We start from the raw sequence: 24,152 nt of genomic DNA, 5'->3' as shown, positions 1-24,152 counted from the left end.
CTGCGTTCGCCGCCCGACGGGTAGCGTGGGAGACACCATGAACGCATCGCCCTTGGCCGCTGAGCCTCTCCCCGCCTCGCAGCCCCGGACCGAGGACGAGCGCACCCTGCTCGTCAAGGTGTTCGGCAAGGACCGCCCCGGCATCACCGCCGGCCTCTTCGCCACCCTGGCCGGCTTCGGCGTCGACGTGATCGACATCGAGCAGGTCGTGACCCGGGGCCGGATCACGCTGTGCGCCCTGGTCACCCCGCCCACCGAGCCCGGCGCCGAGGGCGGTCTGCGGGTCACCGTGCACCGCTGGGCGGAGGAGCAGAAGCTCCAGGCCGAGGTCATCTCCGGCATCGGCGACAACCGGCCGCGCCGGGAGGGCCGTTCGCACGTCACGGTGCTCGGCCACCCGCTGACCGCCGCCGCGGTGTCCGCGCTGACCTCCCGGATCACCGCCGCGGGCGGCAACATCGACCGTGTGTTCCGGCTCGCCAAGTACCCGGTGACGGCGGTCGAGCTGGCCGTGTCGGGTGTGGCCACCGAGGAGCTGCGGGGCGAGCTGGCCCAGGAGGCGGCCGCCCAGCGGGTGGACGTCGCGGTGGTGGCGGCCGGGCTGGAGCGCCGGGCCAAGCGCCTGGTGGTGATGGACGTGGACTCCACGCTCATCCAGGACGAGGTGATCGAGCTGTTCGCGGCCCACGCGGGCTGCGAGGAGGAGGTCGCCGAGGTGACGGCCGCGGCGATGCGCGGCGAGCTGGACTTCGCCGAGTCGCTGCGCGCCCGGGTGGCGCTGCTGGCCGGGCTGGACGCCTCCGTGACCGACAAGGTGCGTGAGGAGGTCCGTTTCACGCCGGGAGCGCGGACCCTGATCCGTACGCTCCAGCGGCTGGGCTTCCAGGTGGCGGTGGTGTCGGGCGGGTTCACCCAGGTCACCGACCATCTGGTGGAGCAGCTGGGGCTGGACTTCGCGGCGGCCAACACCCTGGAGGTGGTGGACGGCCGGTTCACCGGCCGGGTGGTCGGCGAGATCGTGGACCGGGCGGGCAAGGCCCGCTGGCTGGCCCGGTTCGCCGAGCAGGCCAGGGTGCCGCTGGAGCAGACGGTGGCGATCGGCGACGGCGCCAACGACCTGGACATGCTGAACGCGGCCGGGCTCGGGGTGGCGTTCAACGCCAAGCCGGTGGTCCGCGAGGCCGCCGACACCGCGGTGAACGTGCCGTTCCTGGACACCGTGCTGTACCTGCTGGGCATCACCCGCGAGGAGGTCGAGGCGGCGGACGCCCTGGACGGCAGCGTGACCGAGTAGGGCCCACCGACCTACGCGAGGGGCGCGCGGACCTGGTCCACACGCCCCTCACGTCTGCCGTCACGTCCGTCGTCAGTCCTGCGGCGTGTGGTACGAGACCAGCTCGGCCGCGCCCGGCTCGACGCCCTTCCACGAGCCGCTGAAGCTGAGCACCGCGATCGCCGCGGTCGGGAAGCCGCCGAGGCGCAGCCGCTCCAGCGCGTCCCGGTCGCCCGCGTCCCCGGCGAGGATCTGCGTCAGGCCCAGCACGCCGGGGTTGTGCCCGACCACCACCACGTCCGCGTACTCCTCCGAGGTCTCCTGGAGGACGGCGATGATCTCCCCCGGGCTGGCCTCGTAGATCCGGTCCTCGTAGACGGTCCTGCGGGCGCGCTTGGGCAGCTCGTGCGCGGCCAGCTTCCACGTCTCGCGGGCGCGCAGGGCTGTGGAGCAGAGCACGTAGTCGGGGTTGATGCCGGAGTCGGCGAGCCAGCGGCCGGCGTCCGGGGCCTGGTGACGGCCCCGGTCGGCCAGCGGCCGATCATGGTCGTCGACGCCGTTCGGCCAGTCGGCCTTGGCATGACGGAGAACGATGATCCTGCGGGGCGTGTCGGCGCTCATATCCAGCAAGCTTGGCAGAAAAGCCGCTGCGGGGCGCGACGCTCCCGGTCGCCGCCACCCCCAGGGGTGGCGGGTGCCATCATGCGCCGTTCACCCGGGCTTCACCCGGTGTACGGCGTCAGTGTGTACGGCGTCAGTGCGGAGTGAGCGGGGCCGGGTCAGCCCATGGCCGAGGCGGCGGAGGCGATGATCGCCACCAGCACCACGATGGCGGCGATCGCCAGGGCGATCCGGCCGAGCTGCTTGCGGCCGTCGGTGGGGTTCGGTTCGAGAACGGGCATGTCCGGAATTCTCCCATCCCGAACACGCCCGTTTGCGTCCGGCCCCGCGTGCTTGGCGAGCCCTTGACCAAGACCGACCGCTCAGGCCTCGACCTCGGCCGGCTTCGGGCGCACGGCCTCGTCCTCGATGTGCCGGGCCATCGCGGCCCGCAGGCCGAACAGCATCTGCGGCACCAGCAGCAGGGCGAGGAACCCGAGCGGCCCGTACCACTCGCCCGTCACCTGGTAGATCCGGCCGATCAGGATCGGCCCGGGGATGGAGATCAGGTAGCCGACGCCCTGGGCGAAGGCGGACAGCTGCACCACCCCGCCCGCCGTCCGGGCGCGCAGCCCGATCATCGTCAGCACCAGCGGGAAGGCGCAGTTGGACAGGCCGACCAGGATGGCCCAGACCCACGACAGCGTGGCGGGGGCCAGCGCGAGGCCCGCGTACCCGGCGATGCCGCAGGAGCCCAGCACGAGGACGAACAGCCGCTGGTCCCCGCGGCGGGCGGCCAGGTTGGGCAGCACGAAGGAGACCGGCACGCCGATCACCATGGTCAGCGCGAGCAGCACCCCGGAGGTGCCCTTGTCGACGCCGGAGTCCTGGAAGATCTTCGGCAGCCAGCCCATCGCCACGTAGGCCCCGGTGGCCTGGAGGCCGAAGAAGCAGGCCATGGCCCAGGCCGTGCGGCTGCGGGTGATCGGCAGCCGGTCGGCGGCGGGGCCGCCGGCCCGGTCCCCGCGCTCGCGCTTGACCAGCGCGATCATCACCCAGAGCACCAGCGCCAGCGCGCCGAGAGCGGCCCAGATGCCCAGGCCGTAGCGCCAGTCGCCGCCGAGCGCGCCGGTCAGCGGCACGGTGACGGCGGCGGCCAGCGAGGTGCCGGCCGACAGGGCCATGGAGTACAGGCCGATCATCGGACCGACCCGGTCCGGGAAGTAGCGCTTGATCACCACCGGGATCAGCACGTTGGAGACCGCCACCCCGGCCAGTGCGAGCGCGGTGAGCAGCAGGAACACCGCGGTGCCGCCGGCGAAGGACCGGGCCAGCACGCCCGCGGTGATCGCACCCATTCCCGCGGTGACCACCGCGATCGGGCCGACCCGCCGGGCCATCGCGGGCGCGGCGAATCCGAACAGGCCGAAGCACAGCGAGGGGACGGCGGTGAGCAGCCCGGCCACGGTCGGGTTCATCCCGAGGCCGGCGCGGACCTGGTCGAGCAGCGGCCCGAGGCTGGTTACGACGGGGCGCAGGTTGAACGCGGCGACGGCGATCGTGACGGCGAACAGCCATCCGGAGTACGTGCCGGACGCCGGGGAGGGCCGCTCGGTCTGCGACCGGGCCCCGGTTCGTGGGGAGGCGGTGGTGTCTGCTGCGGGAGGCATGGGCGCCATCATAGAATGATGGGATGAATTGACGCACCTCGAAATTGGCATGATGGGCCGACCGTTCATCCACCGGCCGCTTCCATCCCGGAGCCCGCTGCCCGCCGACCCGTAGCCGCAAGGAGTCCCCGTGGCGCTGTCCTCGCCGAGGCGCACCCCGCTGTCCGACCAGGTGATCGCGCAGCTGCGCGCCCAGATCACCTCCGGCGAGTGGCCCGTCGGCTCGCGCATCCCGACCGAGGCCGCGCTGGTCGAACAGCTCGGCGTCGCGCGCAACACCGTCCGCGAGGCCGTCCGCGCCCTGGCCCACAACGGACTGCTCGACATCCGGCAGGGTTCCGGCACCTACGTCCTCGCCACCAGCGAGCTGGCCGGCGTCATGCACCGCCGCTTCGCCGACGCCGACCACGCGCAGGTCGCCGAGCTGCGGGCGGCCCTGGAGAGCTCCGCCGCCGGTCTGGCCGCCGTCCGCCGCACCCGCCGCGACCTCGACCTGCTGGACGCCGCGCTGGCCCGTCGCGAGGCCGCCTGGCAGTCCGGCGACACCGAGGACTTCGTCCAGGCGGACGCCGCGTTCCACCAGGCCGTGGTCGCCGCCGCGCACAACGACGTCCTCGCCGCCGTCTACGCCGACCTCGGCGAGGTGACCCGCGCCCACCTGCGGCACGACGTCGGCCCCGAGCTGATCGCCGAGCGCTACCTCGGCCACGACACCATCGTGGACGCCATCCGGGCCGGCGACGCCGCACGCGCCTCCGTCGAGGCCGGCCGCGCGATCGGCGCCTGCTCCCCGACCGAGGCCTGACCCCGCAAAACGCCGCTGCCCGGCACCCCCTTCGAGGGAGTGCCGGGCAGCGGCGTCGGGCTGATCAGGCGCCGATGGCGTGCAGACCGCCGTCGACGTGGACGATCTCGCCGGTCGTCTTCGGGAACCAGTCCGACAGCAGAGCGACGACGCCGCGGCCGGCCGGCTCCGGGTCGCTCAGGTCCCACTTCAGCGGGGAGCGGCTGTCCCAGGTGGCGGCGAGGTCCGGGAAGCCCGGGATGGACTTGGCGGCCATCGAGCCGATCGGGCCCGCCGAGATCAGGTTGCAGCGGATATTCCGCTCGCCCAGGTAGCGCGCCAGGTAGCGGTTGGTCGACTCCAGGGCGGCCTTGGCCGGGCCCATCCAGTCGTACTGCGGCCAGGCGAACTGCGCGTCGAAGGTCAGGCCGACGACCGAGCCGCCGTCCTGCATCAGCGGCAGCAGCGCCATGGTCAGCGACTTCAGCGAGAACGCCGAGACCTGCATCGCGGTGGCCACGGACTCCCACGGGGTGTCCAGGAAGTTGCCGCCCAGGGCGTCCTGCGGGGCGAAGCCGATCGAGTGGACGATGCCGTCCAGCGTCGGCAGGTGCTCGCGGACCTGGTCGGCGATGCCGGCCAGCTGCTCCTCGCTGGAGACGTCCAGCTCCAGCACCTTGACCGGCTTCGGCAGCTTCTTGGCGATGCGCTCGGTCAGGCTCGGCCGCGGGAAGGCGGTGAGGATGATCTCCGCGCCCTGCTCCTGGGCGAGCTTGGCGGTGTGGAAGGCGATGGAGGACTCCATCAGCACACCGGTGATCAGGATCCGCTTGCCCTCAAGGATTCCACTCATGATCAGTGACCCATGCCCAATCCGCCGTCGACGGGAATGACGGCTCCGGTGATGTACGCGGCCTCGTCCGAACCGAGGAACCGCACGGTGGAGGCGACCTCGGCGGGCGCTGCGTAGCGGCCCAGCGGCACGCCCGAGACGATCTCCGCACGGCGCTCGTCGCTGAGCACCGCGGTCATGTCGGTGTCGACGAAGCCGGGGGCCACCACGTTGACGGTGATGTTGCGCGGGCCGAGCTCGCGCGCCAGCGACCGGGCGAAGCCGACCAGGCCCGCCTTGGACGCCGCGTAGTTGGCCTGGCCCGGCGAGCCGGAGAGGCCGACCACGGACGAGATCAGGATCACGCGACCCTTGCGCGCGCGCATCATCAGCTTGGAGGCGCGCTTGACCACCCGGAAGGTGCCGGTCAGGTTGGTGTCCAGGACGGAGGTGAAGTCCTCCTCGGACATGCGCAGCAGCAGGGTGTCGTTGGTGATGCCCGCGTTCGCGACCAGCACCTCGACCCCGCCGTGCTTGGCCTCGATCTCGGTGAAGGCGGCGTCCACCTGCGCGGCGTCGGTGATGTCGCAGCGCACCGCGAGGGCGTCATACTTCGCCAGGGCCTCGGGCAGCTCGCCCGAGCGGCTGGTGATGGCGACCTTGTCACCCGCCTCGGCGAAGGCCAGGGCGATCGCGAGGCCGATGCCCCGGTTTCCTCCGGTGACGAGAACCGAGCGGCTCAACGATCCACCTCTCTCCGTTGGGGTGCGCGTACGGCGGGATGCGCACGCAGTGTGACGGTATCGGTCGGTCGGCGGTGTCGACGAATCGTTCTCCCACAGCGCCTCACCGAAGGTTCTGTGGCAATCCGACAATCCTTACCCTGGCCTGCCCCGTAGCTCGCTGCGCACCGCACCGGAGGCAGGCCCTCGGCACCCGGAGCACCCCGGACGGGAACACCCGGGCCGGTGCGCCCGTTGCCCCCGTGGTGCGGGCCGACCCGGGGCCGGCCGTACCCTCTTCCCCGAACAGTCCCGGCGAGGAACGAAGGCAGGGCGCATGACCAAGGCACGGCCCGGGAGCACCCACCGGCGCGGACGACTGCTGGCCCTGACCGCCCTGGCGGCCGCCGCGGGAGCCGCCGCCTGGTCGCTGCGCGACCTGCCCGCCGCGTTCGGGCGGCGGCCGGACGGCGAGCGCGAGGAGCGGGTGCGCAACTCGCCGCAGTACCGCGACGGCGTCTTCCACAACGCGCCCTCCACCCTCGCCCGGGCCACGACCACCCCGGACTTCGACCGCGACACCGTCCGCCGGATGCTCTTCCAGCGTGAGGGCCGCGTCCCCGCGCACCCGGTGCCCACCGTCCGCCCGGCCGGCGGTCCGCGCCCGGCCGCCGAGGGCGTCGAGATCACCTGGTACGGGCACGCCTCCGCGCTGGTGGAGATCGAGGGCTCGCGCGTCCTGCTGGACCCGATCTGGAGCGAGCGCTGCTCCCCCGCCGCGCACGTCGGCCCCAAGCGGCTGCACCCGGTGCCGGTGGAGCTGGAGGAGCTGCCGCAGGTCGACGCGGTGCTGATCTCGCACGACCACTACGACCACCTGGACATGGCGACGGTCAAGCGCCTGGTGCGCACCCAGTCCGCGCCGTTCGCGGTGCCGCTCGGCATCGGCGGCCACCTGCGCCGCTGGGGCGTCCCCGAGCACCGGATCATCGAGCTGGACTGGGACGAGACCTGCACGCTCGGCGAGCTGGTGCTCACGCTGACGTCGGCGCACCACTTCTCCGGCCGCGGCCTGGCCCGCAACACCACCCTCTGGGGCTCCTGGGTGATAGCCGGCCCCACCCGCAAGGTCTTCTACACCGGCGACTCCGGCTACTTCGAGGGCTACACCAGGATCGGCGAGCAGCACGGCCCGTTCGACGCCGCCCTCGTCCAGATCGGCGCGTACGACGCGGCCTGGGCCGACATCCACATGACCCCCGAGGACGCCGTCCTCGCCCACCGGGACCTCAAGGCAGGCCTGCTGGTGCCGGTGCACTGGTGCACCTTCAACCTGGGCCTGCACCCGTGGGCCGAGCCGGTCGAGCGTCTGCTGAAGGAGGCCAAGGTGCAGGCCGTCCCGCTGGCGGTGCCGCGCCCCGGCGAGCGGGTCGACGTCGACAACCCGCCGGAGCTGGACGGCTGGTGGGAGACCATCGCCTGAACGCCGCGTCAAAACGGCGGCGCACCGGCCGAAATGAGCTGGCCGAAAGTGCGTGGACGGGCAATGATGCGGTGCGGGCGCCCCTGTGCGGCGCCGCACCGCCACCCCCCGCGACCAGGGAGCTCGCTTGCCTCCGATCCCTCCGGCCGACGGCGCCGAGCCCGCCCACGCCGTCGACCCGCTGTTCCTCGCCCTCCCGCTGCGCACCCTCGCCGACGCCGCCCTCACCCGGGCCCGTGAACTCGGCGTCAGCCACGCCGACTTCCGCCTGGAGCGGGTCCGCAGCGCCTCGTGGCGGCTGCGCGACGCCCGCCCGGCCGGCACCTCCGACAGCGTGCAGCTCGGCTTCGCCGTCCGGGTCCTGCTGGACGGCGCCTGGGGCTTCGCCGCCGGAGTCGACCTGACCACCGAGGCCGCGGCGAGGGTCGCCGAGCAGGCCGTCGCGGTGGCCCGCCTGGCCGGCGGGATCAGCCGGGCCGCCGGCTCCACCGAGCGGGTCGAGCTGGCCGACGAGCCGGTCCACCGGGACGTCACCTGGGTCTCCTCGTACGACGTGAACCCCTTCGAGGTGCCGGACGCCGAGAAGACCGCCCTGCTCGCCGACCGGAGCTCGCGGCTGCTCGCCGCCGAGGGCGTCTCGCACGTCCTGGCGAGCCTGATGACCGTCCAGGAGAACAAGTTCTACGCGGACACCGCGGGCACCGTCACCACCCAGCAGCGGATCCGGCTGCACTCGGATCTGGAGGCCACCTCGGTCGACGAGCGCACGGGCGCCTTCGACTCGATGCGCACCCTGGCCCCGCCGGTCGGCCGCGGCTTCGAGTACGTGCGCGGCACTGGCTGGGACTGGGACGCCGAACTCGCCGAACTGCCCGTCCTGCTGGCCGAGAAGATGCAGGCGCCGAGCGTCGAGGCCGGCCGCTACGACCTGGTCATCGACCCGTCCAACCTCTGGCTGACCATCCACGAGTCGATCGGGCACGCCACCGAGCTGGACCGCGCGCTCGGCTACGAGGCCGCCTACGCCGGCACCTCCTTCGCCACCTTCGACAAGCTCGGCTCGCTGAAGTACGGCTCCGGGCTGATGAACGTCACCGGCGACCGCACCGCCGAGCACGGCCTGTCCACCATCGGGTACGACGACGAGGGCGTCGCCACCCAGTCCTGGGACCTGGTCAGGGACGGCGTGCTGGTCGGCTACCAGCTCGACCGCGGCATGGCGAAGCTGAAGGGCTTCGACCGTTCCAACGGCTGCGCCTTCGCGGACTCCCCCGCGCACGTCCCGGTGCAGCGGATGGCCAACGTCTCGCTCCAGCCGGTCGCCGGCGGCCCCGACACCGAGGGCCTGTTCGCCGGGGTGGAGAACGGCCTGTACATCGTCGGCGACCGTTCGTGGTCGATCGACATGCAGAGGTACAACTTCCAGTTCACCGGCCAGCGCGCCTACGCCATCAGGAACGGCGAACTCGCGGGCCAGGTCAAGGACTTCGCCTACCAGGCGACCACCACCGACTTCTGGGGCTCGATGGCGGCGGTCGGCGGCCCGCAGACCTACGTCCTCGGCGGCGCCTTCAACTGCGGCAAGGCGCAGCCCGGCCAGGTCGCGGCGGTCAGCCACGGCTGCCCGTCGGCGCTGTTCCGCAACGTCAACGTGCTCAACACCCAGCAGGAGGCGGGTCACTGATGACCGGGATGCAGCCCCACGAACTCGTCGAGCTGGCGCTCGGCCTCTCCCGCGCCGACGGCTGCGTGGTGATCGCCGACGAGGAGTCCACCGCCAACCTGCGCTGGGCCGGCAACTCGCTGACCACCAACGGCGTCACCCGCGGCCGCCGCCTCACCGTGATCGCCACCCTGGACGGCGCAGAGGGCACCGCCTCCGGCGTGGTCTCCCGCGAGGCCGTCACCCCGAACGAGGTGGAGGGTCTCGTCCGGGCCGCCGAGGAGGCCGCCCGCGCGGCCGGCCCGGCCGAGGACGCCCAGCCCCTGGTCGCCGGGCAGCCGTCCTCGCCGCACTTCACGCAGCCGCCCGCCGAGACCTCCATCGAGGTCTTCGACGACTTCGGCCCCGCCCTCGGCGAGGCCTTCGCACGGGCCGCCGCGCAGAACGAGCTGCTGTACGGCTTCGCCCGGCACGAGCTCGTCTGCAGCTACCTGGGCACCTCCACCGGCCTGCGGCTGCGCCACGACCAGTCGACCGGCATGGTCGAGATCAACGCCAAGACCGCCGACCTGTCCGGCTCCGCCTGGGTCGGTGCCGCCACCCGGGACTTCTCCGACGTGGACGTCGCCGCCCTGCACGCCGAGCTGACCAAGCGGCTCGGCTGGGGCGCCCGCAAGGTGGACCTGCCTGCCGGCCGGTACGAGACTCTGCTGCCGCCCTCCGCCATCGCCGACCTCATGGTCTACCTGCACTGGTCCTCCGGCGGCCGGGACGCCCACGAGGGCCGTACCGTCTTCTCCAAGCCGGGCGGGGGCACCCGCGTCGGCGACAAGCTCGGCGGGCTGCCGCTGACGCTGCGCGCCGACCCGCGCGAACCCGGCCTGGAGGCCGCGCCGTTCGTCCTCGCGCACGCCACCGGCGGGGACCTCTCGGTGTTCGACAACGGCCTGCCGATCACCGCCACCGAGTGGATCCGCGAGGGCGTGCTCACCAACCTGGTCACCAGCCGCCACGCCGCCGGCCTCACCGGCCTGCCGCTGCGCCCGGCCGTCGACAACCTGGTGCTGGAGACGGCCGACCAGGAGTCCGCGCCGACCCTGGACGAGATGATCGCCCGCACCGAGCGCGGCCTGCTGCTGACCTGCCTCTGGTACATCCGTGAGGTGGACCCGGCGACGCTGCTGCTCACCGGCCTCACCCGGGACGGCGTCTACCTGGTCGAGAACGGCGAGGTGGTCGGCGCGGTGAACAACTTCCGGTTCAACGAGTCCCCGGTCGACCTGCTCGGCCGGATCACCGAGGCGGGCCGCACCGAACGCTGCCTGCCGCGCGAGTGGAGCGACTACTTCACCCGCACCGCGATGCCACCCGTGCGTGTCGCGGACTTCAACATGAGTTCGGTCAGCCAGGCCTCATAGCCGCTGACCTACGGGGGATACGAGAGACATGATGGACGAGAAGCGGCTGGTCAAGACCAGCAAGATGCTGTCGCGCATCCTGCGGCACGAGCCCGAGCGGGTGGGGATCACCCTCGACGGGGCCGGCTGGGTCCGGATCGACGCGCTCCTCGCCGCGCTCGCGGCGAAGGGCAACCGGCTGACCAGGGCCGATCTGGACCACGTGGTGGCCACCAACAACAAGCGCCGCTTCGGCTACTCCGCGGACGGTCTCTCGATCCGCGCCAACCAGGGCCACACGGTGGCGGTCGACCTCGGCCTGACCGCCACCGTGCCGCCCCCGGTGCTCTACCACGGCACCGCCGACCGCCACCTGGCGTCGATCTTCCGCGAGGGTCTGCTCCCGATGGCCCGCCAGGACGTCCACCTCTCGGCGGACACCGAGACCGCGGTGCGGGTGGGTGCCCGGCACGGCCGCCCGGTCGTGCTGACCGTGAACGCCGCCGCGATGGCAGCGGCCGGCCACGAGTTCCGGATCAGCGAGAACGGCGTCTGGCTCACCGAGGCCGTCCCTCCGCAGTACCTCTCTCGGCGGCCCTGAGGCCGGCTGCCGTCCCCCGTCTGCACGCGTCCTCCCGCCCCGGTCTCGTCGCGGGCCGGGCCGCGGCGTACGGTGAACTGGCCGCGCCGTGAGACGCGCGGGGTGCTGGGACGAGGGCGGTAGGACATGCGCAAGAGCGCCGGCGATGAACAGGTCTTCCGGATCACGGGAGCGCGGAGCAGCCTCACCGAGGACGTCCGCGGACGGCAGCGCCGCTATGTGATCTCGATGCTGCTGCGGACGGTCTGCGTGCTGCTCGCGGTGGTGCTGTGGGACGTGCAGCGCTGGCTCGCCATAGCGGCACTGGCGGCCGGCGTGCTGTTGCCGTACTTCGCGGTGCTGATCGCCAACGCGGGCCGGGAGCGGGCGCCGGGCCTGCCGAGCACCTTCGACATCCCGCTCGACACCCCGCTGATGCTCGGCCCCGGTGGTACGGGTGGGGCGGGCGCGGCTGCTGGTGCGGCAGGGACGAAGACCGCCAACACCGATTCTTCACAGAGCCCGAACTGACTGCCTGGATTGCCCGCCTTCATGGCGATTTGACCGGGGGAAAGCTCAAAACAAGCTCAGATTAATCATGCAAGACCTCCCCATCCGAGGGTCCGGGCGTGACATACTGCGTACGCGCTCCGCATCCCCCGTCGGAGCGACGGACCGACGCCGGGCGGCTCCCCCCGTGGCTGCCCGGCGTCGCCATGCCCGGATCCGGACGGCCGGAGAAGCGGCGGGCGACCGCGGCGTGACGTACCGCGCGTGAAAGACTGGCGGTGCAGACCACCCGCCAATCGCTGAGGACGGCCCGATGGACACCCCGCAGACGCCGATCTGCTCCGCCAAGGGCTGCCGGGCGGACGCCCGCTGGGTGCTGGTGTGGAACAACCCCAAGCTGCACACCCCGGACCGCCGCAAGACCTGGCTCGCCTGCGACGAGCACCGCGAGCACCTGTCCCAGTTCCTGGGCGTGCGCGGCTTCCTCAAGGAGGTCGTCGCCTTCGCCGACTGGACCCCGCAGACCGCCGAGGCCTAACCGCCGATCGCCGACATCGGCCGCTCGGGCTGGTGGAACGCCGGATCGTCGATCCCGGCCCCGGCCTTCTTGCCCCACATCGCCGCGCGCCACAGTGCGCCGATCTCGGCGTCGTCCGCGCCCGAGCGCAGGGCGCTGCGCAGGTCCGTCTCGCCGGTCGCGAACAGGCAGTTGCGCACCTGCCCGTCGGCGGTCAGCCGGGTGCGGTCGCAGGCCCGGCAGAACGGCCGGGTGACGGAGGCGATCACGCCGACCCGGGCCGGCCCGCCGTCCACCAGCCAGCGCTCCGCGGGCGCCGCGCCCCGGCGGGCGGACGGCTCCGGGGTGAGCGTGAAGCGCGTGGCGAGCCGCTCCAGGATCTCACCGGCGGTGATCATCTCGGAGCGGTCCCAGCCGTGCTGGGCGTCCAGCGGCATCTGCTCGATGAACCGCAGCTCGTAGCCGTGCTCCAGGCACCAGGCGAGCAGGTCGGGCGCCTCGTGGTCGTTGACCCCGCGCATCAGCACCGCGTTCAGCTTCACCGGCGCCAGCCCGGCGGCCTCGGCGGCGGCCAGCCCGTCCAGGACGTCCTGGTGGCGCCGCCGGCGGGTGAGGGTGTGGAACACCTCGGGGTCGAGGGTGTCCAGGGAGACGTTGACCCGGTCGAGCCCGGCCTCGCGCAGCGCCGTCGCCGTCCGGGCCAGGCCTATGCCGTTGGTGGTGAGGGACAGCTCGGGGCGCGGTTCGAGCTCGGCGCAGGCGGCGACGATCGCGACCAGCCCGGGGCGCAGCAGCGGCTCACCGCCGGTGAAGCGCACCTCGCGCACGCCCAGGTCGCGCACCGCGACGGTGACCAGCCGGACGATCTCCTCGTCGGTGAGCAGGTCGGGCTTGCCGAGCCACTGCAGCCCCTCCTCCGGCATGCAGTAGGTGCAGCGCAGGTTGCACCGGTCCGTGAGGGAGACGCGCAGGTCGACGGCCTGTCGTCCGAACGTGTCGAGCAGCACGGCGGTCCCTTCACCAGAAATGCGGCCGGCCCGGCCCACCGTCACGGCGGGGCCGGGCCAGCATAGTCATCGCCGGATGATCAGTGGGCGCCCAGTCCGGTGAGTGAGCGGACCTCCAGTTCAGCGTACTTCGCCGGGTCGGGGCGGTCCTTCGACAGCAGGGTGGCGATCCACCCGGCCAGGAAGCCGATCGGGATGGAGACCAGACCGGGGTTCTCCAGCGGGAACCAGTGGAAGTCGGCGTCCGGGAAGAGCGAGGTCTTCCCGCCGGAGACCACCGGGGAGAAGACCACCAGCACCACCGAGCTGATCAGGCCGGCGTAGACCGAGCTGACCGCGCCGGTGGTGGTGAAGCGCTTCCAGAACAGCGAGTAGAGCAGGGTGGGCAGGTTGGCCGAGGCGGCCACCGCGAAGGCCAGGGCGACCAGGGCCGCGGTGTTGAGCTTGCCCGCGAAGAGGCTGAGCACGATGGCGACCGCGCCGATCGCCACAGCGGCCCACTTCGCCGAGAGCACCTCCTCCTTCTCGGTGGCCCTGCCGCGCCGGATCACGTTGGCGTACAGGTCGTGCGCGAAGGAGGCCGAGGAGGCCAAGGTGAGTCCGGCGACCACGGCGAGGATGGTGGCGAAGGCGACCGCGGAGATCACGGCGAGCAGGATCGCGCCGCCGGTGGAGCCCGCGCCGCCGCCGAGTTCCTCGGCCAGCTGCGGGGCGGCGGTGTTGCCGGCGGCGTTGGCCGCCTTGATCGCCTTGGGGCCGACCAGTGCCGCCGCGCCGAAGCCGAGCGCCAGGGTCATCAGGTAGAAGCCGCCTATGATGCCGATCGCCCAGAGCACCGACTTCCGGGCCGCCTTGGCGGTGGGCACGGTGTAGAAGCGGACCAGGATGTGCGGCAGGCCGGCGGTGCCGAGCACCAGCGCGATCCCGAGGCTGATGAAGTCGAGCTTGCTGGTGTTGCTGACGCCGTACTTCAGCCCCGGTTCGAGGAAGGCCGCGCCTTTGCCGCTCGCGTCCGCGGCGGCGCCCAGCAGCTCGGACGGGTTGAAGTGGTACTTGGCCAGTACCAGGACGGTCATCAGCGCGGTGCCGGCGATCAGCAGCACCGCCTTGACGATCTGCACCCAGGTGGTGCCCTTCATCCCCCCGATCACGACGTAGACGACCATCAGGGCGCCGACCGCGACGATGGTCCAGCGCTTGGCTGCGTCCCCGCTGACGCCCAGCAGCAGGGCGACGAGCGTCCCGGCACCGACCATCTGGGCGAGCAGGTAGAAGATCGACACCACGATGGTGGACACGCCCGCGGCGGTGCGCACCGGGCGCTGCCTCATCCGGAACGCCAGCACGTCCGCCATGGTGTAGCGGCCGGAGTTGCGCAGCGGCTCGGCGACCAGGAGCAGCGCGACCAGCCAGGCGACCAGGAAGCCGATCGAGTACAGGAAGCCGTCGTAGCCGGAGAGGGCGATGGCGCCGGCGATGCCGAGGAACGAGGCGGCGGACATGTAGTCGCCGGAGATGGCCAGGCCGTTCTGGAAGCCGGTGAACCCGCGACCGCCGGCGTAGAAGTCGGCGGCGTCCTTGGTCTGCCGCCCGGCCCAGACGGTGATGCCGAGGGTGGCCAGCACGAAGAACCCGAACAGGGTCATCGTGAGGCCGCGGTGCTCGGTGGCGGAGCTGGCGAGCAGGATCATTCGGCGGACTCCCGGGGAGCGTGGACGGCGGCGCCGTGGGACTCGCGGATCGCGGCGGCGGGCGGATCGATCCGCCGGTCCGCGTACCGGGCGTACCACGCCGCGATGGCGAAGGTGGAGACGAACTGCAGCAGCCCCAGCACCAGTGCGACGTTGACGTGGCCGACGACCTTGGTGCCCATCAGGCCGGGCGCGTAGCCGGAGAGCAGGACGTACAGCAGGTACCAGAGCACGAAGCCGATGGTGACCGGGAAGGCGAAGCTCCGGAACGAGCGCCGCAGCGTCCGGAACTCCTGGCTCTCGTCGATGAGTTGGGCATCCATGGGGGGTGTGGTGATCGGCGGCGGTTCCACTCTGTACTCCTCACTCCTTCGGCACGGCGGGTCGCACAAGGGGGACGGTCGAGGGTGACGATCGGAAGTGAGGGCCGTCACAATCCGTATGCGCGCCGCGCAATGCTAGGAGCGTCACGCCCGCCCCGGAAGGGGTCGGGAGCGATCAGTCGGGTGTTCACCCCATCCCACTATCCAATTGGCCGAAAATCACCACTGGCGTCACATCGAAAGACCTCCATCCCATGCGTGAGGGGCGCCACCGCTCAGCGGTGACACCCCTCATGACGAACTATCAGTTTCGGAGATATCCGATCACGGTCGATCAGAAGGCGATACGGACCTTCAACGCCGAACGGTCGTCCATCGCCCGGTAACCGTCCGGAACGCCGTCCAGATCCACCGTCCGGTCGAACACGAGGCCCGGCTCGATGGCGCCCGAGAGAACGTCCGGCAACAGCTCGGGGATGTACGCGCGGGCCGGCGCCACCCCGCCGTTCAGCGAGACGTTACGACCGAACATCTGGCCGATGTCGACCCCGGCGCTCCCGCCGTGCGGCACCCCGACGTACCCCACCGCGCCGCCGTCCCGCGCGATCGAGACGGCCGTCCGCATCGACTCCTCCGTCCCGACCGCCTCCAGCACCGCGTGCGCGCCCTGCCCGCCGGTCAGCTCCTTCACCGCCTCGATCGCGGCCTCCCCGCGCTCGGCCACCACGTCGGTCGCACCGAAGCGCCGGGCCAGCTCGGTGCGGGCGGTGTGCCGGCCCAGCGCGATGATCCGACCCGCGCCCAGCCGGTGCGCCGCCAGCACGCCGCACAGGCCCACCGCGCCGTCGCCCACCACCGCGACCGTCGCCCCCGGACGCACCCGCGCCGAGACCGCGGCATGGTGCCCGGTGGCCATCACGTCGGACAGCGCGAGCAGGCCGGGCAGCAGCTTCTCGTCCCCCGCCGCCTCCTTCGGCAGCTTCACCAGCGTCCCGTCCGCGAACGGCACCCGCACCGCCTCGCCCTGGCCGCCGTCCGAGCCCACCTGGCCCCAGAAGCCGCCGTGCGCGCAGGAGGTCTGCAGACCCTCGCGGCAGAACTCGCACGTGCCGTCCGACCAGACGAACGGCGCGACGACCAGGTCGCCCTTCGCGAAGCCGCGCACCTCGGAGCCGACCTCCTCGACGACCCCCAGGAACTCGTGCCCGATCCGCTGCCCGGCCACCCGCTGCGCCACCCCGCGGTACGCCCACAGGTCGCTGCCGCAGATGCAGGCGTTCACCACCCGGACCACCACGTCCGTCGGATGCTGGATCACCGGGTCCGGCACCTCTTCGATCCGGATGTCGTTGGGGCCGTGGATCACGGTGGCACGCATGGGATCTTCGTCCTTACGGAGACGGCCTCCGGGGCGTCCCGGCGGCCGGTGGATGTTGTCGACCGGATGTACGACGCCGATGCGGACCACTCTATTCCGGCCGGTCGGACGGAACATGTCGACCGGCGGCGCCCCGAACGGCGCTTATCCTGTTGGACCATGCAACCGATCCAGCCCGAGACGTACGGCGCGCCGCGGACCGCCCCGGTCCCCGCCCAGCGCACCGCCGCCCCCGCCGAGGGCTTCGCCGTGGTCGACGTCGAGACCACCGGCCTCGGCCGCTCCGACCGCGTCATCTCGGCGGGCGTCTACCAGCTGGACCACGACGGCGAGATCACCGACTACTGGTACACCCTGGTCAACCCCGAGCGCGACCCGGGCCCGGTCTGGATCCACGGCCTCACCGCCGAGCTGCTCTCCGGCGCCCCTACCTTCCCGCAGATCGCCGACGAGTTCGCCGAGCGCCTCGACGGCCGGGTCATGGTCGCCCACAACGCGCTCTTCGACTGGAACATGATCTCCCGCGAGTTCTCCCGGGCCGGCCGCCGCGCCCCGGTCGAACACCGGCTCTGCACCATGGTGCTCTCCCGCGACCTGCGGCTGCCGCTGCCCAACGGCAAGCTCGCCTCGCTCGCCGCCCACTTCGGCGTGCAGCAGCGCCACGCGCACAACGCCCTGGACGACGCCCGGGTGCTCGCCGAGGCGTTCCGCCCCAGCCTGCACCTCGCCCGCCTGGGCGGCGTCCCGCTGCCGTTGCAGGCCTGCGTCGCGGTCACCGACCTCGGCGAGGACGAACCCGCCGCCCCCGGCCGCAGCACCTGGACCGGCGCCAACTACCGCCAGGCCAGGAAGCGCCCGCCGTGCCCGTACCCCAACCCGGGGCGCTGGCAGGACGGCAAGCCGCTGGTGCAGGGCATGCGGGTGGCCTTCACCGGCGACACCGCCACCGACCGCGAGCTGCTGGAGGACCGCGCCGTCGAGGCCGGCCTGCACATCGCCACCTCCGTGAGCCGGCTCACCAGCCTGCTCGTCACCAACGAGCCGAACAGCTGGAGCGGCAAGGCCCGCAGGGCCCGCGAGGTCGGCACCCCCGTGGTCGGCGAGGACGCCTTCCTCCAGCTCCTGCGCGAGGTCGCCCCGCACCCCGGTGCGTGAGCCGCTTGTGAGGTCGGCGTACCGTTCCCATGTGTACCGTTTTCTGCTGACCCGACAGTGGCTGATCACCATGCTGATCGCGCTGCTGCTGATCCCCGCAACGATCAAGCTGGGATTCTGGCAGCTGCACCGCCACGAGGCGCGGGTGGCCCGCAACGAGCTGATCGGCAAGGCGCTCACCGCCGCGCCGACGCCGTTCGACAGCCTGTCGACCGCCCCCGGCTTCGCGGTACCCAAGGACCTCACCTGGCACGCGGTGACGGCCACCGGACAGTACGACCCGGCCCACGAGTTCGTGGTCCGCAAACGGACCGACTCCAGCGGCGACAAGATCGGCTACTTCGTCGTCACCCCGCTGAAGCTCTCCGACGGCAAGGGCACCGTCCTGGTCAACCGCGGCTGGGTGGCCTCCGGCGACACCGCCACCGTCTACCCGCCGGTCCCGGCCGCCCCCACCGGCGAGGTCACCGTCACCGGCCGGCTGCGCGCCGACGAGACCTCGGCCGGCAGCGGCATCAAGGACAGGGGCGGCCTGCCCGACCGGCAGTTCAACCTGATCAACACCGACCAGCAGGCCAAGGAGACCGGCGCCGCCCTGCTCGGCGGCTACCTGGAGCTCGCCGCCACCACCCCGGCCCCGGCCGACCAGCCCGAACTGCTGCCCGAGCCCAACCACTCCGACATCGGCCCGCACATGGCGTACGCGATCCAGTGGTGGCTGTTCACCGCGATGATCCCGGTCGGCGTCTGGATCCTCGTCCGCCGCGAGGTCAAGGACCGGGCCAAGCAGGCCGCCGAGGCCGAGGCGTCCCCGGAGCCCGTCCCCGCCTGACGCTCGCCCGCAGGACGCCCAGGACCGCCCGAAGGCACCTAAAGGACGTCGTCCAACTCCCGCAGCAGCCGCGCCTTGGCCCGCGCGCCCACCACCGACCGCACCGGCTCCCCGCCGCGGAACACCATCAGCGTCGGCATCGACAGCACCCCGTACGCGGCCTGCGTCTGCGGGTTGCGGTCCACGTCCAGGCTCACCACCGTCAGCCGGTGCGCCTCCTCCCGGGCGATGTCCGCCAGCACCGGCGCCATCATCCGGCACGGCGGGCACCAGTCCGCCGTGAAGTCCACCAGCACCGGCCCCTCGGCCGCCAGCACCTGCGCGGCGAACGTGTCGTCCGTCACCGCCGGCACTCCCGGAATCCCCGCCATCGCCTACTCCTTCGCCCACTCGGTCGCCAACTCGCACAGCGGCGGCTGCGCGGAGGCCCCGGCCGCCAGCTCGTCCCGCGCCCGCACGGCCCGGTCGAACTGCCCGGCCACCTGCGCCCGGACGTCCTGGAGTCGCGCAATGCACTCGTCCAGCTCGGCCAGCTTGCGCCGGTACACCTCCAACGAGGCCGGGCAGGAGTCCCCTTCGGGGTGCCCCGCCTGCAGGCACTCCACGAACGGCCGGGTCTCCTCCAGTTCGAAGCCGAAGTCCTGCAGCGTCCGGATCTGCCGCAACAGCCGCACGTCGTCCTCGCCGTACGACCGGTACCCGTTGCCCGCGCGCCGGGCCGGCAGCAACCCGAGCTGCTCGTAGTACCGCAACGCCCGCGTGGTCGTCCCCGCCCGCTGCGCCAACTCCCCGATCCGCATGCACCGCTCCTCCCGGCTCGCCTGCGCGCGCCGCCGGAACCGACGGTAGACCTTGACGCGGACGTCAACGCCAGCGGCCGGCACGCCTCAGTGCCGCGAGTTGTAGAAGCCGATCAGCACGGCGCCCCACCAACCGCCCTGCGGGACCAGCGCGGACACCGCCCCGCGGGTCAGCAGCCGTGCCGGCGGACGGAGTTCACCGTAGGCCGCGAGCTTGGGGTGCAGCGTGCCTGCCAACTTTCGTCCACGTCCACCCCTGCCACTCCGGCCGCCAGGCAAGATGTCCCTCATGGATCTAGGACTGAAGGACAAGGCGTACATCGTCACCGGCGCCACCCGCGGGCTCGGCCTCGCCACCGCCCGGGAGCTGGCCGCCGACGGCGCCCGCGTACTGGTGACCGGCCGGACCAAGGAGTCCGTGGACGCCGCCGTCACCGAACTCGGCGCCCTCCCCGGCACCGTGCACGGCCTGGTCGCCGACAACGCGGACCCGCAGACCGCCGAACGGCTCGTCGCGGAGGCGACCGCGCACTTCGGCCGGCTCGACGGCGTGCTGATCAGCGTCGGCGGCCCGCAGGCCGGCCCGGTTGAGACCGTCCCCGAGGAGGCCTGGCGCAGCGCCTTCGAATCGGTCTTCCTCGGCGCCCTGCGGATCGCCCGCGCCGCCGCCGCGGCCCTGGGCGAGGGCGGCGTGATCGGCTTCGTCCTCTCCGGCTCGGTCCGCCAGCCGATCCCCGGCCTTGGCATCTCCAACGGCCTGCGCCCCGGCCTGGCGATGGCCGCCAAGTCGCTCGCCGACGAGCTCGGCCCGCGCGGCATCCGGGTGGTCGGCCTGCTCCCGGGCCGGATCGACACCGACCGGCTCCGCGAGCTCGACGCCCTCGGCGGCGACCCGGACGGCGCCCGCGTCCGGGCCAGCGCCACCATCCCGCTCGGCCGCTACGGCGCCGCGGAGGAGTTCGGCAGGGTCGCGGCCTTCGTGCTCTCCCCCGCGGCGTCCTACGTGACGGGCGTGATGATCCCGGTCGACGGCGGCGCCCTCCGCAGCCTCTGACCCGTCTGCCTCACTCGACCCTCGGATGCCTCCGCCGCCGTCGCGGCAGCCAGTGCCGCGGCTCGGCGGGGGCGGCCTGGAGCACCCGGATCCGCAGGTCGGCGGGAAGCTCCGGCACGCCGAGGCTGCCGAGGGCATCGGCCCTCGGCCCGGTCTCGAAGTGCTCCACCAGCGCGGCCGGGTCCCCGCCGGGGGTGAGCCGGACGGCGCCCCGCAGGCGCGGATGCCCCGGCGCCCGTACCAGGCGGACGCCAGCGCGCTCGACCTCGGGGAGCACGGCGGTACCGGTCTCCAGCGCCTCCTCCAGAGTCCGGGCGCTGACCCGCACCCGAAGCCCGGTCACGCCGGACGTCGGAACGGCGATGCTCGAAAGGCCTGTGCGGCGCAGCTGCACCACCAGCCACGAGACCATGACCACGACCAGCACGGACAGGCCGCCGATCACGGTCGGCCACCACCAGGACGACTCCACCCAGCGCGTGCGCGACGTCGCGCTGACCACCGGCTGATCCGGCGAGGTCAGCGGCCACCAACCGGGCGGGTCCGCCCCGAGCCGCCCGTACAGGTCGAGCCCCCCGGCCAGCACCAGCACCCCGGCCGCCAGCAGCGCCGCGCCGACGATCCCGAGCAGCACCCGGTTGACGATCCCCCGCCTCATCCCGCCGCCCTTGCCGTCCTACGCGACGACCGGACGTCCAGCGGGATCGGCCGGGCCAGCGTCACCCGCGCCAGCTCGTCCCGCAGTTGCCGCTCCAAGGCCGCCGGGTCGGCCGGCCCGATCAGCGTGACGCGGACGCGGCGGCGGCCGATCCGGATCTTGAGGTGCTCGATGCCGGTGAGCCCGGCTGCGCGGTCGGCGAGCAGATGGCCGATCCCGGCCCGCTCGATGGTGGCGCCGGTGCCGCCGTGCGGGCGCAGCGGCAGCCAGCGCCGCATGCCGGGCGCGAACGCCAGCCAGAGCAGCCAGCCGCCGAGCAGCGTGGCCGCCCCCGCACCGACCAGTACCCACAGGTCGTCCAGGTGACGGGTGGCCAGCTCATCGGCGATCTCGGCGCGCCACCGGCGAGCCGGGTGCCCGGTCCGGACGGCGATCACGTCGTAGAGCAGCGCCCCCGCGACCACGAGGACGGCGGTGGCCACCATCGCCGCCACCACGGTCCGCGCCGCCCGAGGCCGGTGCACCTTCACCGCCACCACGTCGGCGTCGGGCCCGGCTCCACCGCCCTCGGGCTCCGCCTCCGGCTCCTCTCCTCCTGCCGGTGTGCTCACGCCCGACCTCCCGTCACCAGCCGCTCCACGACCACCACCACCTCCGACACCCGCGTCCCCGTCAGCCCGTTGACCTGCGTGACGACGCGGTCCCGGACGGCACGGGCGAGGCCGGCGACGTCGGCGGGGAAGGGCAGTTCGACGGCCACCCGGACGGTCACCGTGCTGCCGGGGACGGCGACGGAGACCGTGGGCGGCTTGCCCCTGGCCGTGCGGCCGATCCAGGCGCCGGCGAGGGCCTCCCGGGCGGCGCGGGCGGCGATGCGGGCGTAGACGCGGTCGGCGAGCCGGAGGCGGCCGCGGATGGCGGACTCGCGGCGCGGGGCGGTGAGGGCCGCCATCAGCGGCGCCGGTCGCGGCCGCGGAACAGGTCGCCGAGCTCGCTGATGTCGATGTCGCCCTCCAGCAGGCGTCCGAGCACGAAGCCGGCCAGCCCGAGCGCGGCCACCAGCAGGAAGGCGGCGAACCCGCCGAAATACCCGGCGAAGCCGAGGGCCATGCCCGCTACCAGGCCGACGATGGCCAGGTTCATCCGCTACTCCTCGTCCTGCGCAGTCTGCCGCTTGTCTGCCGCTGTGATCCGATGGGATCCGCGCTACGCGCTACTTGAGCTTGGGCCGCTGCCCGGGGGCGAGCACCTGCTCCTCCTCCTCGAACTCCGGCTCGTCGGGGAGGTGGACGTCGTTGACCGCGATGTTGACCTCGACGACTTCGAGACCGGTCATCCGCTCGACCGCGTCGATGATGTTCTCCCGTACCTGGCGGGCTAGTTCGGGGATGACCACGCCGTACTCGACGACGAGGGCGATGTCGATGGCGGTCTGCTTCTCGCCGACCTCGGCCTTGATGCCGCGTCCGATGCTGGACTTGCCGCCGGGCACCCGGTCCCGCATCGCGCCGAAGGTGCGGGCGAGGCCGGAGCCGAGGGCGTGGATGCCGGCGACCTCGCGGGCGGCCATGCCGGCGATCTTCTCGACCACGCCGACGGCCATCGCCGTCCGGCCTCGCTCGGCCAGCGGCTTGCCTCCGTCCGACGGGGACGAGGCGGCGTGGGCCGGGGCGTTGGCGGGGTTCTTGTGGATGCTCGCGGGCGTCGGAGTGTCAGGCATGGGGCGGGTCTCCCGTCGTACGGCTCCAGCTATATCGCAGATCCCCACAACTCTGACATTTCGCCACGTTTCGCGCCTGCCGGGAAGGCCGAAGGCCCGGCTCCGGGGTGGATCCCCGGGGCCGGGCCTTCGACGGACGTGCCCGAAAGGCGGGAGGTCAGTCGCCGATCCCGGCGAGGTCCCGCAGGCGGCGGGCCTGGGCCACCCGTTCGGCGGAGCGCTGCTCCTCGAAGGAGCGTCCGGAGGCACCCTGGAGCAGGGCCTTGGTCTCGATGGCGGCGCCCCGCGGCGCGGCGAGCAGGGCGGCCGCGAGGTCGCGGGCGGCGGCGTCGAGCTCCGCGCCGGGGACGGCCAGGTTGGCCAGGCCGATGGCGACGGACTCCTCGGCGCCGACCCAGCGGCCGGTCACGCAGATCTCCAGCGCCCGGGCGTAGCCGACGAGGTCGGTGAGCGGCTTGGTGCCGGCGAGGTCGGGGACGAGCCCCAGGGACGTCTCCTTCATGGCGAACTGGACGTCGTCGGCGACGACCCGCAGGTCGCAGCCGAGGGCGAGCTGGAAGCCGGCGCCGACGGCGTGGCCCTGGACGGCGGCCACGGAGATGAGGTCGGGGCGGCGCCACCAGGTGAAGGCCTCCTGGTAGGAGGCGATGGTGTCGTCGAGGTCCTTGTCCTCGGCCGCGGCGAGCTGGAGGAAGTTGGGCTCGCCGGGGATGCCCTCCGCGGTGAACATGGCCCGGTCCAGCCCGGCGGAGAAGGAGACACCCTCGGCGCGCAGCAGCACGACGCGGACGGTGCCGGGCAGTTCGCGGCCGGCGGCGGCGAGGGCGCGCCACATCGCGGGCGACTGGGCGTTGCGCCGCTTGGGCTGACACAGGGTGACGACGGCGAGCTCGCCGTCGATCTCCAGGCGGACGCCGTCCTGCTCCCCGCTCGGGGTCTGCGGGTCGGTGGCGGGGGCGGTCATGCGGGGACCTCCGGTGGCGAGGGGCTTGGCTACCGGAGAGTAACAAACCTGGGCGCGCAGTGGCAGACCACTGGGCGGAAAGAACCGACGAAATGAATGCGGAAGGAATACGAAAGGAACCCGGCGGAAACGAGAAGCGGTCCGGACATGACGATCGGCGGCCGGTCCACTCGACCCGAGGGCGGACGATCAGCTGACGATCAACTGACGTCTCCTCGACCGGCGCCCTGCCGCCGCGTCATCCAGCCGTAAACTGACGGACCGTCAGGAACCGGCCCCGGCAGTCGCCTTGTTCTTGCCCCGCGTGGCACCGCCGCGGCCCCGGAGGATCACTCCGGACTCGCTCAGCATCCGGTGCACGAAGCCGTACGAGCGACCGGTCTCCTCCGCGAGAGCGCGAATGCTCGCCCCGGAGTCGTACTTCTTCTTGAGATCGGCCGCGAGCTTCTCACGCGCGGCACCGGTCACCCGGCTGCCCTTTTTCAGAGTCTCGGCCACCCGTGCCTCCTCGTAGCGTTGCTCGGTCAGATTCCCATGAT

The 24,152-nt window shown here is 72.7% G+C and carries 30 protein-coding genes; 11 read left to right on the top strand and 19 right to left on the bottom strand.

Going from position 1 to position 24,152, the window contains the following annotated elements:
* The first annotated feature begins 37 nt into the window (after window positions 1-37).
* Window positions 38-1,294 carry a phosphoserine phosphatase SerB gene (serB, locus tag F7Q99_RS20840; protein WP_153463548.1) on the top strand — a complete coding sequence of 419 codons (1,257 nt, stop codon included), beginning with the start codon at window positions 38-40 and terminating at the stop codon, window positions 1,292-1,294.
* A gap of 72 nt (window positions 1,295-1,366) precedes the next feature.
* On the opposite strand, the gene F7Q99_RS20835 is transcribed toward serB, so the two are convergent.
* The 3 genes from F7Q99_RS20835 to F7Q99_RS20830 form a co-directional block, all read right to left on the bottom strand.
* The gene (locus F7Q99_RS20835) at window positions 1,367-1,894 is read right to left on the bottom strand and encodes a SixA phosphatase family protein (protein WP_153463546.1); all 528 of its coding nucleotides are present in this window, start codon (window positions 1,892-1,894) and stop codon (window positions 1,367-1,369) included.
* Between the two features lie 158 nt (window positions 1,895-2,052).
* Window positions 2,053-2,175: an SGM_5486 family transporter-associated protein gene (locus F7Q99_RS42655; RefSeq protein ID WP_268267556.1), complete on the bottom strand. Its 123-nt coding sequence runs from the start codon at window positions 2,173-2,175 to the stop codon at window positions 2,053-2,055.
* Window positions 2,176-2,256: 81 nt separating this feature from the next.
* Entirely contained in the window at window positions 2,257-3,543 is a 1,287-nt protein-coding gene (locus tag F7Q99_RS20830; RefSeq protein ID WP_230210272.1) for a CynX/NimT family MFS transporter, read from the bottom strand.
* Between the two features lie 130 nt (window positions 3,544-3,673).
* Here F7Q99_RS20830 and F7Q99_RS20825 point away from each other — a divergent pair, with 130 nt between their 5' ends.
* A complete protein-coding gene (locus F7Q99_RS20825; protein ID WP_326846927.1) occupies window positions 3,674-4,348 on the top strand; it encodes a FadR/GntR family transcriptional regulator in 675 nt (224 codons plus the stop codon).
* A gap of 64 nt (window positions 4,349-4,412) precedes the next feature.
* On the opposite strand, the gene fabI is transcribed toward F7Q99_RS20825, so the two are convergent.
* Both fabI and fabG read right to left on the bottom strand, forming a co-directional pair.
* Window positions 4,413-5,180, bottom strand: coding sequence for an enoyl-ACP reductase FabI (gene fabI, locus F7Q99_RS20820; protein ID WP_153463540.1), 768 nt, complete (start codon window positions 5,178-5,180; stop codon window positions 4,413-4,415).
* A 2-nt stretch (window positions 5,181-5,182) separates the two neighbouring features.
* Window positions 5,183-5,902 carry a 3-oxoacyl-[acyl-carrier-protein] reductase gene (fabG, locus tag F7Q99_RS20815; protein WP_153463537.1) on the bottom strand — a complete coding sequence of 240 codons (720 nt, stop codon included), beginning with the start codon at window positions 5,900-5,902 and terminating at the stop codon, window positions 5,183-5,185.
* 316 nt (window positions 5,903-6,218) lie between these two features.
* Here fabG and F7Q99_RS20810 point away from each other — a divergent pair, with 316 nt between their 5' ends.
* The 6 genes from F7Q99_RS20810 to F7Q99_RS20785 all read left to right on the top strand — a co-directional run bounded on the left by F7Q99_RS20810 (window position 6,219) and on the right by F7Q99_RS20785 (window position 12,052).
* Window positions 6,219-7,364, top strand: a complete 1,146-nt coding sequence (locus F7Q99_RS20810; protein WP_195911127.1) for an MBL fold metallo-hydrolase — start codon at window positions 6,219-6,221, stop codon at window positions 7,362-7,364.
* A 127-nt stretch (window positions 7,365-7,491) separates the two neighbouring features.
* Window positions 7,492-9,048, top strand: coding sequence for a TldD/PmbA family protein (locus F7Q99_RS20805; RefSeq protein ID WP_153463536.1), 1,557 nt, complete (start codon window positions 7,492-7,494; stop codon window positions 9,046-9,048).
* Window positions 9,048-10,445 carry a metallopeptidase TldD-related protein gene (locus F7Q99_RS20800; RefSeq protein ID WP_153463533.1) on the top strand — a complete coding sequence of 466 codons (1,398 nt, stop codon included), beginning with the start codon at window positions 9,048-9,050 and terminating at the stop codon, window positions 10,443-10,445. The genes F7Q99_RS20805 and F7Q99_RS20800 overlap by 1 nt, the downstream gene beginning before the upstream one ends.
* Window positions 10,446-10,476: 31 nt before the next feature.
* Window positions 10,477-11,025, top strand: coding sequence for an RNA 2'-phosphotransferase (locus F7Q99_RS20795; protein ID WP_153466447.1), 549 nt, complete (start codon window positions 10,477-10,479; stop codon window positions 11,023-11,025).
* Window positions 11,026-11,151: 126 nt separating this feature from the next.
* Window positions 11,152-11,535 carry a DUF3099 domain-containing protein gene (locus F7Q99_RS20790; protein WP_153463531.1) on the top strand — a complete coding sequence of 128 codons (384 nt, stop codon included), beginning with the start codon at window positions 11,152-11,154 and terminating at the stop codon, window positions 11,533-11,535.
* A gap of 292 nt (window positions 11,536-11,827) precedes the next feature.
* On the top strand, window positions 11,828-12,052 hold the full coding sequence (locus tag F7Q99_RS20785) for a hypothetical protein (protein WP_153463528.1): 225 nt from the start codon (window positions 11,828-11,830) through the stop codon (window positions 12,050-12,052).
* Here the strand turns inward: F7Q99_RS20785 and moaA are convergent.
* From moaA to F7Q99_RS20765, 4 genes are all read right to left on the bottom strand, one after another.
* Window positions 12,049-13,038, bottom strand: a complete 990-nt coding sequence (moaA, locus tag F7Q99_RS20780) for a GTP 3',8-cyclase MoaA (protein ID WP_326846926.1) — start codon at window positions 13,036-13,038, stop codon at window positions 12,049-12,051. The genes F7Q99_RS20785 and moaA overlap by 4 nt on opposite strands.
* An 80-nt stretch (window positions 13,039-13,118) precedes the next feature.
* Window positions 13,119-14,729 carry a solute symporter family protein gene (locus F7Q99_RS20775; RefSeq protein ID WP_153463525.1) on the bottom strand — a complete coding sequence of 537 codons (1,611 nt, stop codon included), beginning with the start codon at window positions 14,727-14,729 and terminating at the stop codon, window positions 13,119-13,121.
* A complete protein-coding gene (locus tag F7Q99_RS20770; RefSeq protein WP_153463522.1) occupies window positions 14,726-15,052 on the bottom strand; it encodes a DUF485 domain-containing protein in 327 nt (108 codons plus the stop codon). The genes F7Q99_RS20775 and F7Q99_RS20770 overlap by 4 nt, the downstream gene beginning before the upstream one ends.
* A 334-nt stretch (window positions 15,053-15,386) precedes the next feature.
* On the bottom strand, window positions 15,387-16,430 hold the full coding sequence (locus F7Q99_RS20765) for a zinc-dependent alcohol dehydrogenase family protein (protein ID WP_153463519.1): 1,044 nt from the start codon (window positions 16,428-16,430) through the stop codon (window positions 15,387-15,389).
* A gap of 159 nt (window positions 16,431-16,589) precedes the next feature.
* On the opposite strand from F7Q99_RS20765, the gene F7Q99_RS20760 reads away from it, so the two are divergent.
* Both F7Q99_RS20760 and F7Q99_RS20755 read left to right on the top strand, forming a co-directional pair.
* On the top strand, window positions 16,590-17,585 hold the full coding sequence (locus F7Q99_RS20760; RefSeq protein WP_153463516.1) for a DEDDh family exonuclease: 996 nt from the start codon (window positions 16,590-16,592) through the stop codon (window positions 17,583-17,585).
* 31 nt (window positions 17,586-17,616) lie between these two features.
* Window positions 17,617-18,417, top strand: coding sequence for an SURF1 family cytochrome oxidase biogenesis protein (locus F7Q99_RS20755; protein ID WP_326846925.1), 801 nt, complete (start codon window positions 17,617-17,619; stop codon window positions 18,415-18,417).
* Between the two features lie 38 nt (window positions 18,418-18,455).
* Here F7Q99_RS20755 and trxA read toward each other — a convergent pair whose 3' ends face one another.
* The 3 genes from trxA to F7Q99_RS20740 form a co-directional block, all read right to left on the bottom strand.
* Window positions 18,456-18,788 (bottom strand): thioredoxin, encoded by a 333-nt coding sequence (gene trxA / locus F7Q99_RS20750; protein ID WP_153463513.1) that lies wholly within the window; start codon window positions 18,786-18,788, stop codon window positions 18,456-18,458.
* Window positions 18,789-18,791: 3 nt separating this feature from the next.
* Window positions 18,792-19,217 carry a MerR family transcriptional regulator gene (locus F7Q99_RS20745; RefSeq protein WP_153463510.1) on the bottom strand — a complete coding sequence of 142 codons (426 nt, stop codon included), beginning with the start codon at window positions 19,215-19,217 and terminating at the stop codon, window positions 18,792-18,794.
* A gap of 87 nt (window positions 19,218-19,304) precedes the next feature.
* Window positions 19,305-19,454: a hypothetical protein gene (locus F7Q99_RS20740; RefSeq protein WP_153463507.1), complete on the bottom strand. Its 150-nt coding sequence runs from the start codon at window positions 19,452-19,454 to the stop codon at window positions 19,305-19,307.
* A 52-nt stretch (window positions 19,455-19,506) separates the two neighbouring features.
* Here F7Q99_RS20740 and F7Q99_RS20735 point away from each other — a divergent pair, with 52 nt between their 5' ends.
* Window positions 19,507-20,271, top strand: coding sequence for an SDR family oxidoreductase (locus tag F7Q99_RS20735; protein WP_153463504.1), 765 nt, complete (start codon window positions 19,507-19,509; stop codon window positions 20,269-20,271).
* 10 nt (window positions 20,272-20,281) lie between these two features.
* On the opposite strand, the gene F7Q99_RS20730 is transcribed toward F7Q99_RS20735, so the two are convergent.
* From F7Q99_RS20730 to F7Q99_RS20700, 7 genes are all read right to left on the bottom strand, one after another.
* Window positions 20,282-20,929 (bottom strand): alkaline shock response membrane anchor protein AmaP, encoded by a 648-nt coding sequence (locus tag F7Q99_RS20730; RefSeq protein WP_153463499.1) that lies wholly within the window; start codon window positions 20,927-20,929, stop codon window positions 20,282-20,284.
* A complete protein-coding gene (locus F7Q99_RS42650; protein ID WP_153463496.1) occupies window positions 20,926-21,540 on the bottom strand; it encodes a DUF6286 domain-containing protein in 615 nt (204 codons plus the stop codon). Before F7Q99_RS42650 ends, F7Q99_RS20730 begins: the two co-directional genes overlap by 4 nt.
* The gene (locus tag F7Q99_RS20720; RefSeq protein WP_153463491.1) at window positions 21,537-21,881 is read right to left on the bottom strand and encodes an Asp23/Gls24 family envelope stress response protein; all 345 of its coding nucleotides are present in this window, start codon (window positions 21,879-21,881) and stop codon (window positions 21,537-21,539) included. The genes F7Q99_RS42650 and F7Q99_RS20720 overlap by 4 nt, the downstream gene beginning before the upstream one ends.
* Window positions 21,881-22,072: a hypothetical protein gene (locus F7Q99_RS20715; RefSeq protein WP_153463488.1), complete on the bottom strand. Its 192-nt coding sequence runs from the start codon at window positions 22,070-22,072 to the stop codon at window positions 21,881-21,883. The genes F7Q99_RS20720 and F7Q99_RS20715 overlap by 1 nt, the downstream gene beginning before the upstream one ends.
* Window positions 22,073-22,142: 70 nt before the next feature.
* Window positions 22,143-22,649: an Asp23/Gls24 family envelope stress response protein gene (locus F7Q99_RS20710; protein WP_153463485.1), complete on the bottom strand. Its 507-nt coding sequence runs from the start codon at window positions 22,647-22,649 to the stop codon at window positions 22,143-22,145.
* A gap of 157 nt (window positions 22,650-22,806) precedes the next feature.
* On the bottom strand, window positions 22,807-23,613 hold the full coding sequence (locus F7Q99_RS20705; protein ID WP_153463481.1) for an enoyl-CoA hydratase/isomerase family protein: 807 nt from the start codon (window positions 23,611-23,613) through the stop codon (window positions 22,807-22,809).
* Window positions 23,614-23,877: 264 nt separating this feature from the next.
* Entirely contained in the window at window positions 23,878-24,111 is a 234-nt protein-coding gene (locus F7Q99_RS20700) for a helix-turn-helix domain-containing protein (protein WP_030059940.1), read from the bottom strand.
* Window positions 24,112-24,152: the final 41 nt, after the last annotated feature.

Origin of the sequence: Streptomyces kaniharaensis (genome assembly GCF_009569385.1) — a bacterium.
In the GTDB taxonomy this organism is placed as follows: domain Bacteria; phylum Actinomycetota; class Actinomycetes; order Streptomycetales; family Streptomycetaceae; genus Kitasatospora; species Kitasatospora kaniharaensis.
This window is presented reverse-complemented; position numbering and strand designations above follow the sequence as displayed.